Raw genomic sequence first — 15,552 nt, 5'->3', positions numbered from 1 at the left:
GTTGACTGTTGACGGTTGACTGTTGACGGCTTAGTAAAAAAAGCGATCGCCCTAACCGGCATAAGGTCAGTGCGATCGCGGTACTATGAATCAGCATTTATTTATCAGACTCGGCGCGGAGTTTTTACGCATTTTCACGAATATTGTTACAAAACTTTACTGGTGGGTAAAAATATCCAGAAATCGCTTTTCTCTACCTGATATCTCTTTTTTTTGAACCGCAGAGGGCGCAGAGGGCACAGAGGAAGAGAAGAAAGAAAGGAGTTGGCAACTGATGAGGGATTGCTATAGCAGCAATGCCCAATGCCCAATGCCCAATGCCCAATTCCCAATTCCCAATTCCCCACCTATTTAGCTAACAGTTTTTGAAACACCTCATACATATCCTGGGCTAATTGTTTAGGATTCCACAAAGGCGCAAGATTTTCTGGCAGTTTAGACTTAATCAAATGCTGTTTCACCGCATTTCTCAAACCAGCATCGCGGCCAAACTTAACTCCCCACTGCGTGTATTCCTCCCAACTCCAAGCCGCACCCACATCAAGATTTGCACTTTTTAGAAAAGCATAACCCATCCGTGAAAGATATTGGTCGCCGGATCTAGTTACCACTGGCAAATTCGCCCACAAAGCCTCTAAATTGTGAGTCCCACCATTATAAGGATAGGAATCTAACAGCACGTCAGCTACATAATAAATAGCGCGATGTTCCTCTTCACTTCTAGTTTGGCCGATAAACTTAATTCGAGCAAAATCTACTCCCTGAATATCGCATTCTTCCCGATAAGTGCTGTGAATAATATCTGGATCGCCTTGGCCCTTGCGAATCAACATACTATCTGGTACTTCCTTAAGTATTCTAACTTGAGCTTGCACCATTTCAGGATTAGTTTTTCTCCCTGGCGCAACACAGAGATAAGCCATTTGATCCAAGCCAATCCCCAGAGCATTTCTAATCGCCTCTCGATTCACAGGAATGCTTTGCAATTCGCCAATTGCTACCGAACAATTAGGCAATCTCACTAACTGTTCTAAGTAATTTTGATCAACACCTGGGGGGTGAGTATGTTCGTCGCATAGAAAATAGTGATTATCCGAAATATAGGGCGCGTCGAATCCCAGCCAAGAAACGCAAATCCCCGCCGGATATTGATACAGCACTTCGACATTTGTCGGGACTGTCATCGAGTCTAAATCTATCAAAACATCCAAATCGTCTTGTACTACTTCGGCGAGGATTTCGCCACCGTCAGCAAAGCCGTTGGGATATTTTTTCGGCCAGTAAAACTTGCCGGCCATATCTTCAAACCGTTGCGTAACTTCATCTCGGTTGAGTTTACCTGTTACATAAAGGTGAACGTGGGGGGTGATGCGGCTTAATTCGCGAATTAAGGCTTCGCTGCACCAACCTACTGAGTGGCGGCGGAAGTGTTTGGAAAGGAAGCCGATTTTTAATGGCTGTTGTTTTGTGAGGTAATTTGCGGATTTGATTCTGTTGGGTTGCTGCCGCAACGGGACGGCTTTTTGGTAGTATTCTTTGGCAATTAGTCGGTAGAAACTGGCATTTTTTTCACGGTGATCTCGTAGGTGGGAAACTGCAAACAGGAAGATTTCGTAAAGCAGTTTGAGTTCGATAACACTAAAGGTTTCGACTTTTTCGTAGCAGAGTTTTTCGATTTCTTCTAGTTTTTGAATTGCCTGTTTGCTAACTCCTGATTGGAGGTAGGAAAAAACGTAGGCTGTGGCTGACATGACTGGGGCATTGTCGCCGCAAAATTCGCAGTATTTGTCGGCGACGCTGCGGGCTCTGGCGAGGTTGGTGGAGTGGCTTAGTAAGTCGCACAGTTGTTGGTGGGCTTCGCTGTATTTGGGGTTGCATTCGATCGCCTTTTCAAAATATGCGATCGCATCCAACGGCTTATCCTGCTTCTGAATGTGTCCCATCCGGCAGTAAACCTCTGCCCAATCCGGTTTTAGTGTCAAAGCTTGCTGATAGCTGGCTAAAGCTTCTTCCAGCCGCCCCTGCATGGAAAAACAACTGCCGAGGTTCGCGTGAACTTCCGGCCAATCGGGCTTAATTTTCAGAGTATTTTGGTAATTAGTAATCGCTTCTTCGTACTTGTATTGCTGCATGAAAGAATTGGCTAAATTGAAGTGCAGCACTTCTAATTCCGGCTTGAGGGCTACGGCTTTCTGGTAGGAAGTGATGGCGGCATCGAGATTGCCTTGTTGCGATCGCGCGCTGCCGATGTTACCATAGGCCTCTGCCCAATCTGGTTTAAGGGCGATCGCCTTTTCGTAGCTTTCGACAGCTTCGTCGCGCTTTCCTTGAGTGAAAAGCCGATTGCCTAAGTTAAAGTGGAAGTCAGCGCCGACAAGCTGCGGGTTAAGTTCGGATGTTCTTTGAAAACAGGCGATCGCAGCTTCGACGTTGCCATGTTTGTGATATACTTTGCCTAAATTCCAGTGAGCACCCGCTAAATCAGGACTCAGGGCGATGGCTTGTTGGTAATGTGCGATCGCCTCTTCCAAACGCCCCATTTTGAAATACATACTGCCGATATTGGCGCGCACTTCCGCAAAATTTGGCTGCAATTCTAGGGCTTGAGAATAGGATCTAATCGCAGCTTCAATTTTGCCTCCCGCTTGCAAAGCATTGCCTAAAGTTACGTAAGCATGGATATAATCAGGTCGAATTTTGATCGCTTGGTGGCACGCAGCGATTGCCTCTTGAATTTTACCTTTAACTAAAAAGTTTTCTGCCAGTTTTTTGTACTGTTCTACTGCTTGAAAATTAGCAACTTGTGTGCTATCTGGAACATTCAGCGAAGTAACTTGTTCGGAAATTTCAGCAGGGTTGGTAAACGGAGTATTTAAATTTTCAGGAGTGGGCGCTGGCGGCAAATTGATACTCGAAGGCTGCAATCCATAGCCTTCATCTTTGTTGACAGATACTGGTTTTTGCTCGTCAGATTCCGTTTCTAATTCGAGAAATTTGCTGTCGGTAGTTTCCCGCTGTTTTTGGGCGATTAAACTCGATAATTTCTCCGCAGCGCTGGCATCTCGCGGTTGCATTTGTAGCACTTTTTGACAGCAAGAAATTGCTGCATCTAACTTTCCTTGCTGCTGTAAAACGCTGCTTAGCATCAAATGAACAGAGCACAAACGGGGATTAATAGCAACAGCTTTTTGGTAAGCAATTGCCGCCTCTGCCAATTGCCCCAACTTGTAATACATACTGCCGAGATTCGCACTAGCTTCGGCAAATTCTGGCTGAATTTCTAAAGCTTGCAAGTAAGCTTGAATCGCCATTTCCAGATGGTTTTGAGCGTGCAGAGTATTGCCCATTGTCAAATAAGCGGCCGCAAAATTCGGTTGAAATTTGATGGCGAGGTTACATTGGGCGATCGCCCGGTCAAATTCTCCTTGCAAAACATAAACTTCCGCCAACTTCTTATGAACTTCCGCATCTTTGGGATTGCACTCTAAAGCCTTCTGATAATTCTCGATTGCGCCACCGATATCTCCTGTATCTTTCAGGCGATTTCCCTTGACAAAATATGCTTGAGCTGATTCTAAATCCACCAAAAACTCTGTTATCATTTGCTCTGCCACTCTTACAGGTTTTACACTAATACTATTCAACCATTCTACCCACTCTCTGGCTCGTCCAGACCAAATACACCCTCTATTTATATATTCTACCTGCTGTCTCAGCTCAGTTTCAGCAGTTGCGCCGCCTGCACCAGTACACTCTTTTAAAACTTCGACTATCGCCTCAACAAACCGCCTGGTATATCCCTCCCAATCCGGTTGGCCGGCACGCTTCCAATTAGTCACAGATGCTAAATTTTCTACCCCTGATATGGAAACTAGACGCGCAAATCCAGCCGTTGTTTCCGGCAAAGCCGCCAAATCACTCGTCACAATCCGGCAACCACTAGCCATCGCCTCCATCACGGCAATCGATGACGTTTCCAAATAGGTATTCGGGTAAGCTAAAACCGCGACTGAACGCAGTTGCCGGACGAGTTCGGGTTGCGGTACGGAACCGACGTACTCGACGCCTTCTGTTGCCTGACACTCTTGGTAAAGTTTACCGAAAAAAAGCTCGTTATCATTGTCATCTATTTGGTGTACTTTCATACTCGAAAATACTTTCAATCTGGTGCCGGGGACAGCTTGACGAATTTCGGGAAAGACTTTTAATAAAATATCTAATCCGCGAAAAGGAGTGCTAGTGTAAGCTATAATTGGCGGCAGAGATTTTTGAGATAGAATTGAAATATTATCGGGAAAAATGTTAGTAAAACAAGGTGCGATCGCATTTCTTAAAACATAACTGCGATTCCAGTCAAGCCCAAAACGAGCGTGAAATTGCTCGCGCTGCCAGTCGCTGACAAAAACAAACGCATTGCAAGCATTAATTTCTTGATAATTATTAAAATTCTCAAGAAAGACAAAGCCAGGTTCGTTATGAATCCACAAAATTAACTTAGTATGTTTGCCCAAAAGCGGCTTAATTTCCAGCGCTTTGCCGACTATATTGACTATAACTAAAAAATCGAGCGATCGCAGCAATTCTAAATTAGCTTTATCCCCTACCCGATGCCTGCAATCAACACCGCGCCACATCCCAGACTCGGAAGTATTGTTAAGTAAAAATACCTCGTTTCCCAGCGCAGCCAACGCCTCAGCCAAATAACAAATAGCCGACTGAGTGCCGCCCAAAGGTTCGCGATAAGGAGTTTCAATATTATAATCCCAAGTGTAGGTATCCAGAAAACCGATTTTCATTATGGCAATTATCCGCCGATTTGTGAACTAGATTTTTTTTGTTTAACCACAGAGGGCGCAGAGGGCGCAGAGAATAAAGAGAGAATTTCCCACTTGAAACAATTTGCGAGTGCCGTCTCTTCTGCTTCTTCCTCTCTGCGTTCTCTGCGTTCTCTGCGGTTAAATAAATCCATAATAAATGATATAATCTTAAAGCTATTGAGGAATACCGAACATGACCACAGAACAAGATCCCGTAAAATTGATGAAACAGCAAGTCGGCTTTGCAGCAGCCGATCGCGTAAAATCAGGTATGATTGTCGGACTCGGCACGGGGTCAACTACAGCTTATACTATTCAAGCGTTGGGCGATCGCATAAAATCAGGAAAACTCAAAGATATCAAAGGAGTCCCGACATCCTTTCAATCAGAAGTATTAGCCAAACAATACGGAGTACCGCTGACAACCCTCGACGAAATTGACAGAATTGACGTAGCTATAGACGGCGCTGATGAAGTCGATCCCCACCTCAACTTAATTAAAGGTGGCGGCGCGGCGCACACCCGCGAAAAAGTTGTCGATTGTCTCGCCGCTCAATTTATTGTAGTAGTTGACAGTTCCAAAATGGTCGATAAATTGGGTTCGACTTTTCGCGTACCCATCGAAGTTATACCGATGGCAATCACCCCCGTTACTCGCGCTATCGAAAAGTTGGGAGGCAAACCAGAACTCCGCATGGGAATCAGAAAAGCAGGCCCAGTAATTACCGACCAAGGTAACATGGTAATAGACGTTCAATTTGACAACCTTGACAATCCTGCGGAATTAGAAAAAACTTTGAATAATATTCCCGGCGTGTTAGAAAATGGCTTGTTTGTTAACTGTACAGATTTGGTTTTAGTCGGCGAAATCAAAGACGGTAAACCCGTAGTGCGGGAAATTTCTAAATAGTTATTGTAGGGTGCGCAATGCGCACCAGTTGACTAGACCTTTTCCATAAATCTTAGATTAAGAGGTCAACCGCAGATACAAGGCAGATAAACACAGATAAACGCAGATATTTTCCTGTTATGACGAGGGAATGTAACAGGTATAATGAATGCCGATGCTTTCCTTCTTCCTTCTTCCTTCTTCCTTCTTCCTTCTTCCTTCTTCCTTCTTCCTTCTTCCCTCTTTTTGATCATGCAATATCGCAGATTCGGCCGCACAGAATTATCCATGCCCGTCTTTTCCTGCGGCGGCATGAGATATCACCACAAATGGCAAGACGTGCCAGCAAATGAGATTCCACCAGACAATCAACAAAATGTAGAAGCCACAATTCGCTATTCTATCGAATGCGGCATCAATCACATAGAAACTGCTCGCGGTTACGGCACTTCCGAGATGCAGTTGGGCTTGATTTTGCCCCAGTTTCCACGCGAACAATTGATAGTTCAAACTAAAGTAAATCCCCAAGCCAACTCCCAGGAGTTTCGCGAAGAATTTAATAAATCCTTAGCTTATTTGCAACTAGAATACGTCGATTTATTTTCTTTACACGGCATTAATACGTGGGAATTGCTAGAGGAATCCATGCGTCCCGGCGGCTGCATGGATGTTGCTAAACAATTGCAAGCAGAAGGCAAAGTTCGGTTTATTGGTTTTGCAACTCACGGGCCGACGGATGTGATTGTCAAAACCATTGAAACCAATCAATTTGATTATATTAACTTGCATTGGTACTACATCAATCAAATTAATTTGCCCGCAATTGAAGCGGCAAAACGTCACGACATGGGCGTTTTTATTATCAGCCCTTCTGACAAAGGCGGTCAACTCTACAACCCATCGCAAAAATTGGTTGATTTGTGCTATCCTCTGAGTCCGATGGTGTTTAATGATTTGTTTTGTTTGTCGCACCCTCATGTACATACTTTGAGTTTAGGTGCTGCCAAACCTGAAGATTTTAACGAGCATCTGAAAGCTGTAGAATTGTTAGATAAAGCCGATGAATTGTTGCCGCCGATATTAGCAAGGTTGGAAAAGGCAGCGATTGATCAATTAGGAGAAGATTGGTTTAAGACTTGGGATGTCGGTTTACCAACTATCGAAAATACTCCCGGAGAGGTTAACATTCGAGTGATTTTGTGGCTGTGGAATTTGGCGAATGCTTACGATGCGATCGACTATTGCAAGATGCGCTACAACCTTTTGGGTAACGCCAGCCACTGGTTTCCTGGCAAAAAAGCCGATCGCCTCCATGAATTAGACTTGCGCCGTTGTCTCGCCCACAGCCCCCACGCTGCCAAAATACCCGGTATTCTGCAAGCAGCAGATCGGCTTTTTGGAGGCGAATCCGTGCAGCGTCTTTCCCAAGAATAATCTAAAAAAAACCCGGTTTCAACAAAGAAATCGGGTTAGTTAACCGGAACACATGAGTTTGACTCAGGCGCACACAATTAGCGTATACTGAAAAAACTCTCACAACCATCACCCATCCGTCTCATCCATTCGGGCGATATAACTTTTTTTCCAAACTCCCTCCCATTTTGCTTTAATCTGAGAGCGAACAGTTAATAATCAACTTAGGTATCTTTTATGACTCTCAAACGCCGAGATTTCTTGTATTTGCTGACAGCTAGCGTCGGAGCTATTACCCTAGGTGCTTGCCAAGCATCAGGAAATAATGTAGTGCAAGCAAGTTCAGCCCCCAAAGACACAAAAATAGCTCAAACTCCAGGGCCTTTTACACTGCCACCTCTGCCTTACGAATACAACGCTTTAGAACCGCACATCGACGCGCGGACAATGCAATTTCACCACGATAAACATCACGCCGCCTACGTTAAAAACCTCAACGAAGCTGTCAGCAAACACCCGCAACTTAAAGATATTAGTGCGGAAAATATGCTCAGAGATTTGAGCAAAGTACCGGAAGATATTCGCACAGCCGTGCGAAATAACGGCGGCGGACACCTCAATCACAGTATGTTTTGGGAAATCATGAGTCCTAAAGGCGGCGGCGAACCTACTGGCGCAATTGCCACAGCAATTAAGCAAAATTTCGGTAGTGTTGAGGATTTTCAAGCCAAATTTAATGAGGCCGGTACTAAGCGTTTTGGCAGTGGTTGGGTTTGGCTGGTTCGCAATAAAGCAGGCAAACTAGAGATTGCAACTACTGCTAATCAAGACACTCCTTTCATGGATGGCAACTATCCAATCATGGGCAATGATGTTTGGGAACACGCTTATTATCTCAACTATCAAAACCTCCGCGCCGACTATTTGAAAGCTTGGTGGAATGTGGTTAATTGGACGGAAGTTAACAAGCGCTACGAAAAGGCGATCGGTTAGTTTTCAATTAGATCAAATACAGGACACGGCAGTGCCCATAGGTGTCAACTTAACGTCAAACGTAGTTACAGACTGCTGTTTACCAGGCCAGATCCCCCCTAGCCCCCCTTAAGAAGGGGGGGACAAGAGCATTCTCAAAGTCCCCCTTATTAAGGGGGATTTAGGGGGATCTGGCCTCTGCTAAAAACGAGAGATACAAAGGTTTTCAGGCTTAAGTTGACACTAATGGGCAGTGCCATGTCCCTACTATAGAATGGGGCGATCGAACTGCTGTACAGTTTTCCGCAAGTAAACGCAGTGGCGCGCGCCCTGACTCGTCGGCGTTGTGAATGATTCGACTGACTCGACGGTGCCGCCCAAACGCTCGATCGCACTTTGCAAATCCGTCTCTTCCTCCGCCGTCCAATTCCCCCGGTAAAGTACAGCCAAACCATTATTTTTCAGCAGTGGCAGGGCGCATTTAGCACACACAGAAGCGGCACCAACAGCCCTCAGAAGAGCTAAATCGTAAGCTTGTTGCGGCAACTGTCGGGCAATTTCATCGGCTCTACCCAGCAAAGTCACAGCATTTGTGATCCCTAAAGACGGCAAAACAGTATCCAAGAAAGTAATTTTCTTGCGAGTCGAATCGAGCAAGGTGACAGATAAATCCGGCAGGGCGATCGCGATCGGCAAACCCGGAAAACCGCCACCAGTCCCAATATCAATCGCTTTCAACACCGATTCAGCGGGAGAATCGTTATTTTCCGCCAAATTTTGATTAGCTGGCAACAGTCTCGAAATTCCCCGCAGAGAATCCCACAAATGTTTTTCCCAAAACTCAACAGGCTCAGTAATTCGAGTTAAATTCAAGGAACGATTTCCCTCAACAATCAACTCATAAAGCCGCTGAAATTGTTGCTGCTGCGACTCATTCGGCTGCCAATTCAGCGTTTGTTGCCACAACTCATTCATTTCAGGCAACACGGGCATTTCAATCTCATTCATCTGATTCTCTTGTAACTTTTATATGCCGTTATAATCGGCTGAATTCGTTTCGCAGGTAAATTATATTCACCATTTTTTTCTAAGACAGGTTCGTAGTGAGGACTTTAGTCCGCATCAAGAAGGACTAAAGTCCTCACTACGAACCTTTTGTTTATCCCTAGCAATTGGATAGGAGAAGAGCTAAATGCGAATTTTATTTCTACTCTTTTATTCAGTCCGCGCAGGCGGACATTGTTTGTGTAGGCGCGAATTCTATTCGCCGTAAAATCGAGTCAAACCTAAAAAATACCTAAACAAAACTCGTTTCCTTAGCTTCTAACTTAGCCCGATCGACCTCTTGCAAATCCCCGTGGTCTAAAGTCCAAAATTTATCAGCAACGCCCAACAAATCGCTAGCATCGTGAGTGACAATCAACAAAGTCCAGTGACTTTTCAACTTACCCAACAAGCTTACCAACTGCCGGCGCATCGACCAATCCAAACCCGCCGTCGGTTCGTCCAAAAGCAGCAAATGCGGCTGGCGAATTAGCTGCACCGCCAGGGCTACCCGGCGCTGTTGTCCACCACTCAAAGCGTGCGGGGAAGCCTTCAGTGGCAAATGTCCGAGTCCCACTTCTGCCATTGCTGAGTTAATTTGTTCTTGTCCCAATTCAGGATGGCCCAACCGCAATTCTTCTAAAATTGTGCCTCCGCAAAAATGCCTTTCTGGAAACTGGAACACTAAACCTCCTAACTGTTGCAAGTGTTCCGGTGTTAATTCTTGTTCGCGCCAGCGGATATCGCCGCTGGTTTTTTCTGCTAAACCTGCTAATATTTCTAATAGCGTACTTTTGCCGGAACCGCTACGACCTACAATCAGCCCCATTTGCTGCGATGGCAGTTCTAAGTTAACATTTTTAAGAATAGCATTCGGACAGGCTGTAGGATGATAAACTAAGTTTTTTAGATAAAGCATTAACGCAATTGGTAATTGGGAATCTGGAATTGGGAATTGGGAATTGGGAATTGGGAATCTTGTATCCCTCAGCTTCTGGTTGTGCTATTAATAGTTAAGGCTGTTTTTAAATCGTGCCGATCGCCCAAAATGATTTTACATAAAATTTACATAAATCTTTACAAAATTTTTCCGTTTTTTTCGAGCTTTGGCGTTTGACTTTTAACTTGTTTCATGGTATATTTTAATAAGGGAAATGCGTCTATTCATAAATAATTAATCACAATCCCATTATTAAAATATACCGCAACAGCCGGAAAAAATCAAGTAAATTCAATTCTTTTTTTGCTCGCGGCTCTCTTCGTCTGAGAACGCAACTCATAGGCTTCTAGTTTACACTATATTACACGAGTGGGAATTGACCATGACAAAAAACCCTTTAGCATCGCTTGGGAAACAAATGTTAAATTCTAAACAGACAGTGCGGGCGATCGCCCTGGGAGCAAGTGCGATCGTCCTGGGCCTCTGCATTAACTCCGCAGTAGCGGGGGATCCCTTTCGCAGCAGCAACCCACAGGCGATCGGGCCAAACACCGAAGCAGCCTTCAAAACAATGTTTGAACAAGGAAACTACAAACAAGCAAAAGTCCAAGTTCAACAAGCACTATTAGCCGAACCAAACGAGCCGCTAGCCTATGCAATGGCAGCCTCCCTATCCTACATCGAGCAGGACTTCAAGTCGATGAATTCCTACGCGCAAAAAACCCGCGAAGTAGGCGAAAACTTGACAAAAACTAACCCATTACGCGGCAACCTATACACAGCAGTCGGTCACTTTCTAGAAGGAGCAAATGCCATAGCCCAAGAAGGAACAGCCAAAGGCGCGCCCCAAGCACTCAACAAACTGCGAGTAGTATTTCAATACCTAGATGAAGCCGAAAAAATAGCTCCCAACGACCCAGAACTCAACCTGCTTAAAGGCTACATGGACTTAATGCTAGCCACAAACCTGCCCTTTTCCAACCCCAGCGAAGCCATTAAACGACTCGAAGAAAAAGCTTCTCCCCGCTACTTAGCTTATCGCGGCATGGCAGTAGGCTATCGAGACTTGAAAAAATACGATCGCGCCCTAGAATTTGCCAACAAATCCCTAGCAGAAACACCAAACAATCCAGAAATTCTTTATCTCAAAGCACAAATCTTGTTTTCCCAAGCCAGGGGAAAAGACACCAACAAAACCCTACTAGAAGAAGCCCGCCAAAACTTCGACGCAGCCTTAGTAAAACCAGACCAACTACCGCGCAGTTTAGTAGCCGAAATCTTCTTTCAACAGTGCAAAACCCGCAACCGTCTCGACAGCCAACCTCGCAACTGCGACCCAATGCGCGATAAAATTAGAGATGCAGATGGCATCTGGGGGCCGACGGCTTTACCACCATTATAAAAATACCAAAACACCATGAAAGTACAGTTTCGCGAGTTTAACCCCTTTGACCTCTGGATTTGGCTGAAGTTTAGCAACGTGCCTTCAAACGGTGAAAAACAGTATGTTGAAGAAGTATTTGACTCTTGGTTTTTCTTGGGAAAACTCGGAGGATTTAATGCAGAAAATTTGCAAGTTCAAGATGAAGGCTTAGATATCAGTGACATGGATTACGATGTTAATCTAGCCGACCAAAGCATGATGGCTTTGATGCACAATATGGGAGAAATGGAGTATCAAGGTGCTTGGGCTCGCTGTTGGTTTGATTTAGGAACTAGCGACGCTATCGGCATCGATATTTTAATTAATGTTTTCCAGCAACTAAGCAAAGAATTCGTGACGGTTGAAGAATTGATTATCGGCGGGGAACATCCAGACTGGCCTGTGGAAAATAGTCGCAGTCGAGATGCTTTTATCCCTGACAATTACTCATCATAGGTCTTTAGTCATTGGTCATTAGTCATTGGTCATTGGTCATTGGTCATTGGTCATTGGTCATTGGTCATTAGTCATTAGTCATTAGGGGCGGGTTTAGCCGGGGATATTTGCTATAGCTAACAAGACAGATAAACCCGCCCCTTCCGCGTTACTTTCTCTACCGACTTGGCAGCGTACTCAACAACTGATAAAGAATAGAGTTAATAAAACCGAGGGCTACAGCGCCCAACAAAGCACTCCAAATTCCCCATCGCAAGCGAAACCCTTCGACTAGCCAAGCAGCCAATCCAAAGATTGCAGCATTGATAACAATCATAAACAAACCAAAAGTTACCAATACAAAGGGAAAACCAAAAACCACAAAAAGCGGCCGCACCAAAGCATTCAGCAATCCAAAAACTGCCGCCGAAACCATCGCTTTTCCGAAAGTGTCAATGTCCACCCCGATGGGCAACTTGGAAATAATAAAAAAGCTCACCGATGTTACCAACCAAGCAATTGCCAGCGAAACGATATCCATTTGCTTATCTCCTGAAAAAACTACACATTAAATCGGAACAACAGCACATCTCCCTCTTGTACAACATACTGTTTTCCTTCACTGCGAACTAAGCCTTTTTCCTTAGCAGCATTCATCGCGCCCGTAGCAACCAAATCTTCATAAGCCACAGTTTCGGCCCGGATGAAACCCCGCTCAAAGTCCGAGTGAATCACTCCTGCAGCTTGCGGTGCTAACATTCCGGCGATAATCGTCCAAGCGCGAGTTTCCTGCGGCCCGCTAGTGAAATAAGTCCGCAAACCCAATAAGTCGTAAGTAGCTCGAATCAAAGATTTTAAGCCACCTTCACTCACGCCCAGAGATTCTAAGAAATCCGCCCGTTCTTCTTCTGGCAGATCCACCAATTCTGACTCAACTTGCGCCGAAACTATGACAACCTTAGCATTTTCTTTAGCTGCTATTTCCCGCACTTGTTCGACATAGCTATTTCCGGTTCCCAAATCGTCCTCAGACACGTTAGCCGCATAGATAATCGGCTTGTTTGTTAACAATTCTAAACCTTTAACTAATTCAGCTTCTTCGTCAGTTAAACTGGACTGGCGCACTGGTTTTTCTGCATTCAAAACCACAACCAACTTTTCAAGCACGTCCACTTCTGCTTGAGCTTCTTTGTTGTTGCGGGCTTGTTTGCGAGTGCGATCGAGCCGGCGTTCAATTTGAGCCAAATCTGCTAAAATCAGTTCCAGATTGATAATGTCAATATCTCGTTGGGGATCGACAGAACCCGCAACGTGAATGATATCATCATCGTCAAAACAACGGACAACATGGACGATCGCATCCACAGCCCGAATGTGAGACAAAAACTGATTTCCCAGCCCTTCCCCCTGACTCGCACCCTTCACCAAACCCGCAATATCGACAAACTCCATCCGCGTCGGCACAGTTTGGGCAGAATTACCAATATTGCTCAGCACCTTCAACCGTTCGTCGGGTACTGCCACGATACCCGTATTGGGTTCGATCGTACAAAAAGGAAAATTAGCAGCAGTCGCCTTGGCATTAGCAACCAGAGCATTAAACAAAGTAGATTTGCCAACATTAGGCAGTCCGACAATTCCGGCAGTAAGCATAGCTATTTAGAAACATATCACTTCACTGTCTCAAAATATCATAAGTATCAGCAATATATCGGACAGGACTTACGGACGCGGGGTGAGAAACCCAGATTTTCCCCAAAAACCGGGAATATGTGCGTAAGTCCTACATAATTTAGATTGGTTCAGGAATTGTCTGAGGAATCGGCCCCGGAACTGTTTGAGGAATTGGATAAGGTATAGTTTCCGGCACCGGTGCGGGAATTGGCTGCGGAATTGGCGCAGGTACCGGTTCTGGTACGGGGCCGGGAATCGGTTCTGGTACGGGGCCCGGCACCGGTGGCGATGCGGGAATCTCCGGCAGCCCCGGTTCGGTACCGGGAATTTGCGGGCCTGGAAATGGAGTAGGGTTGGGAAAAATCATGTTAGTGCTTCGCTCAGCTTAAGAGATGTTTTACAAACATTTAGTCGCCACTTTTAGCTATTTATTAAACCAAAAATAACTAAGTTGTGGTATTGTTTTATTTTAATAATTTAAACTAAAAAATGCGGGTAACACATCTATCTAAATAGCTATAATTTACTGTTACGCCCGCATGAAACTATGCCTTCGGTATTAAACCAAATATCAAATACAGTAATCAAAATTAATACAATTCTCAAAAAAAATGCAACTGTAGGGAAGATCCAGTCAGTCATCCCCAATCTAAAATATAAAATCTAAAATGGTATAAGTGTGTCAGCACCAAACTCTCAACAACAAACACCGCTATTAGATGCCCTGCGCGATCGCACAAACCACCATCACAGCCCATTTTACGCCCCCGGACACAAACGCGGACAAGGCATCTCCCAGCAGCTAGTGGACTTATTCGGTGCCGCAGTATTTCGCTCAGATTTGCCGGAATTGCCGGAATTAGACAATCTCTTCAACCCAGAAGGTGCAATTGCGCGAGCTCAAGAGTTAGCAGCAGCAGCATTTGCAGCAGACTCAACTCGCTTTTTAGCAAACGGTTCGACTGGCGGAATCATCGCCGCCATTGTAGCGACTTGCGGGCCCGGCGATAAAATTATCTTGCCTCGAAATATCCATCAATCGGCGATTTCAGGCTTAATCTTATCTGGTGCAATTCCGATTTTTGTCAGTCCAGAGTACGATCGCACCTGGGATATTGCCAACAGCATCACCCCAGAAGCCGCAGCAGCAGCCCTAAAACAACATCCCGACGCGAAAGCAGTCATGGTCGTCTACCCAACCTATCACGGCGTTTGCGGGGATTTGCGGGCGATCGCCAAAATTACCCATCAATACAACATCCCCTTATTAGCAGACGAAGCCCACGGCGCGCACTTTAACTTTCACCCAAACTTACCAGAACCGGCCCTATCAGCCGGGGCAGATTTAACGGTACAATCAATCCACAAAACCCTCGGTGCAATGACACAAGCATCGATGCTGCACGTCAAGGGCGATCGGATAAATATCCAAAAACTCGATCGAGCATTACAGCTAGTACAATCCACCAGTCCCAGCTACTTATTATTAGCATCATTAGACGCGGCTCGCCAACAAATGGCCCTCCACGGCAAGGAATTAATGGCTGAAACTTTACTATTAGCAGACAAAGCGCGATCGCACATTAGTCAAATTCCCGGATTGTCAGTTTTAGAACCGTTAAACACACCAGGTTTTGCAGCCTTAGACAGAACCAGGCTAACAGTAAAAGTATCCGATTTAGGCATCACAGGATTTGCAGCCGATGAAATTCTACACTCGGAACTCGCAGTCACAGCAGAACTTCCCATGCCGCAGCATTTAACATTTATTATAAGTTTGGGAAATACAGAATCAGATATTGAAAATCTAGTTAAAGCTTTCACGGTTTTAGCAGAAAAAAGCAAGTTCGGCAGCGATCAATGTGCGGGATTTAACGGATTTAATAGCTCGATATTTAAGCAAGAAGCAACAAGCAAGAAGCAAGATTTTTCCCCTCCCCCACTC

The 15,552-nt window shown here is 45.1% G+C and carries 12 protein-coding genes; 6 read left to right on the top strand and 6 right to left on the bottom strand.

What is annotated here, in order from left to right; genetic code table 11:
• Positions 1-347 precede the first annotated feature (347 nt).
• The gene (locus K4039_RS11305; protein ID WP_265235279.1) at positions 348-4,796 is read right to left on the bottom strand and encodes a tetratricopeptide repeat protein; all 4,449 of its coding nucleotides are present in this window, start codon (positions 4,794-4,796) and stop codon (positions 348-350) included.
• Positions 4,797-5,010: 214 nt separating this feature from the next.
• On the opposite strand from K4039_RS11305, the gene rpiA reads away from it, so the two are divergent.
• From rpiA to K4039_RS11290, 3 genes are all read left to right on the top strand, one after another.
• Entirely contained in the window at positions 5,011-5,727 is a 717-nt protein-coding gene (gene rpiA, locus K4039_RS11300; protein WP_265235278.1) for a ribose-5-phosphate isomerase RpiA, read from the top strand.
• Positions 5,728-5,958: 231 nt separating this feature from the next.
• Positions 5,959-7,140 carry an aldo/keto reductase gene (locus K4039_RS11295; RefSeq protein WP_265235277.1) on the top strand — a complete coding sequence of 394 codons (1,182 nt, stop codon included), beginning with the start codon at positions 5,959-5,961 and terminating at the stop codon, positions 7,138-7,140.
• A 216-nt stretch (positions 7,141-7,356) separates the two neighbouring features.
• Entirely contained in the window at positions 7,357-8,112 is a 756-nt protein-coding gene (locus K4039_RS11290) for a superoxide dismutase (protein ID WP_265235276.1), read from the top strand.
• 246 nt (positions 8,113-8,358) lie between these two features.
• Here the strand turns inward: K4039_RS11290 and rsmG are convergent, their stop codons facing one another.
• Both rsmG and K4039_RS11280 read right to left on the bottom strand, forming a co-directional pair.
• Positions 8,359-9,099 (bottom strand): 16S rRNA (guanine(527)-N(7))-methyltransferase RsmG, encoded by a 741-nt coding sequence (gene rsmG / locus K4039_RS11285; protein WP_265235274.1) that lies wholly within the window; start codon positions 9,097-9,099, stop codon positions 8,359-8,361.
• Between the two features lie 289 nt (positions 9,100-9,388).
• A complete protein-coding gene (locus K4039_RS11280; protein WP_265235273.1) occupies positions 9,389-10,054 on the bottom strand; it encodes an ABC transporter ATP-binding protein in 666 nt (221 codons plus the stop codon).
• A 403-nt stretch (positions 10,055-10,457) separates the two neighbouring features.
• Here K4039_RS11280 and K4039_RS11275 point away from each other — a divergent pair, with 403 nt between their 5' ends.
• Positions 10,458-11,477, top strand: coding sequence for a Sll0314/Alr1548 family TPR repeat-containing protein (locus K4039_RS11275; RefSeq protein WP_375339797.1), 1,020 nt, complete (start codon positions 10,458-10,460; stop codon positions 11,475-11,477).
• A 15-nt stretch (positions 11,478-11,492) separates the two neighbouring features.
• The gene (locus K4039_RS11270) at positions 11,493-11,954 is read left to right on the top strand and encodes a DUF3531 family protein (RefSeq protein WP_265235271.1); all 462 of its coding nucleotides are present in this window, start codon (positions 11,493-11,495) and stop codon (positions 11,952-11,954) included.
• 157 nt (positions 11,955-12,111) lie between these two features.
• On the opposite strand, the gene K4039_RS11265 is transcribed toward K4039_RS11270, so the two are convergent.
• The 3 genes from K4039_RS11265 to K4039_RS11255 form a co-directional block, all read right to left on the bottom strand.
• Positions 12,112-12,474, bottom strand: coding sequence for a phage holin family protein (locus tag K4039_RS11265; RefSeq protein ID WP_265235270.1), 363 nt, complete (start codon positions 12,472-12,474; stop codon positions 12,112-12,114).
• Between the two features lie 20 nt (positions 12,475-12,494).
• The gene (gene ychF, locus K4039_RS11260; protein ID WP_265235269.1) at positions 12,495-13,586 is read right to left on the bottom strand and encodes a redox-regulated ATPase YchF; all 1,092 of its coding nucleotides are present in this window, start codon (positions 13,584-13,586) and stop codon (positions 12,495-12,497) included.
• A gap of 139 nt (positions 13,587-13,725) precedes the next feature.
• On the bottom strand, positions 13,726-13,974 hold the full coding sequence (locus K4039_RS11255; RefSeq protein WP_265235268.1) for a gamma-aminobutyric acid A receptor, epsilon-like protein: 249 nt from the start codon (positions 13,972-13,974) through the stop codon (positions 13,726-13,728).
• 312 nt (positions 13,975-14,286) lie between these two features.
• Here K4039_RS11255 and K4039_RS11250 point away from each other — a divergent pair.
• Positions 14,287-15,552 (top strand): aminotransferase class I/II-fold pyridoxal phosphate-dependent enzyme (locus K4039_RS11250; protein WP_265235267.1); only part of this gene is annotated, 1,266 nt, incomplete at its 3' end.

The organism is Lyngbya sp. CCAP 1446/10 (assembly GCF_026130175.1).
GTDB lineage: Bacteria > Cyanobacteriota > Cyanobacteriia > Cyanobacteriales > Microcoleaceae > Microcoleus.
This window is presented reverse-complemented; position numbering and strand designations above follow the sequence as displayed.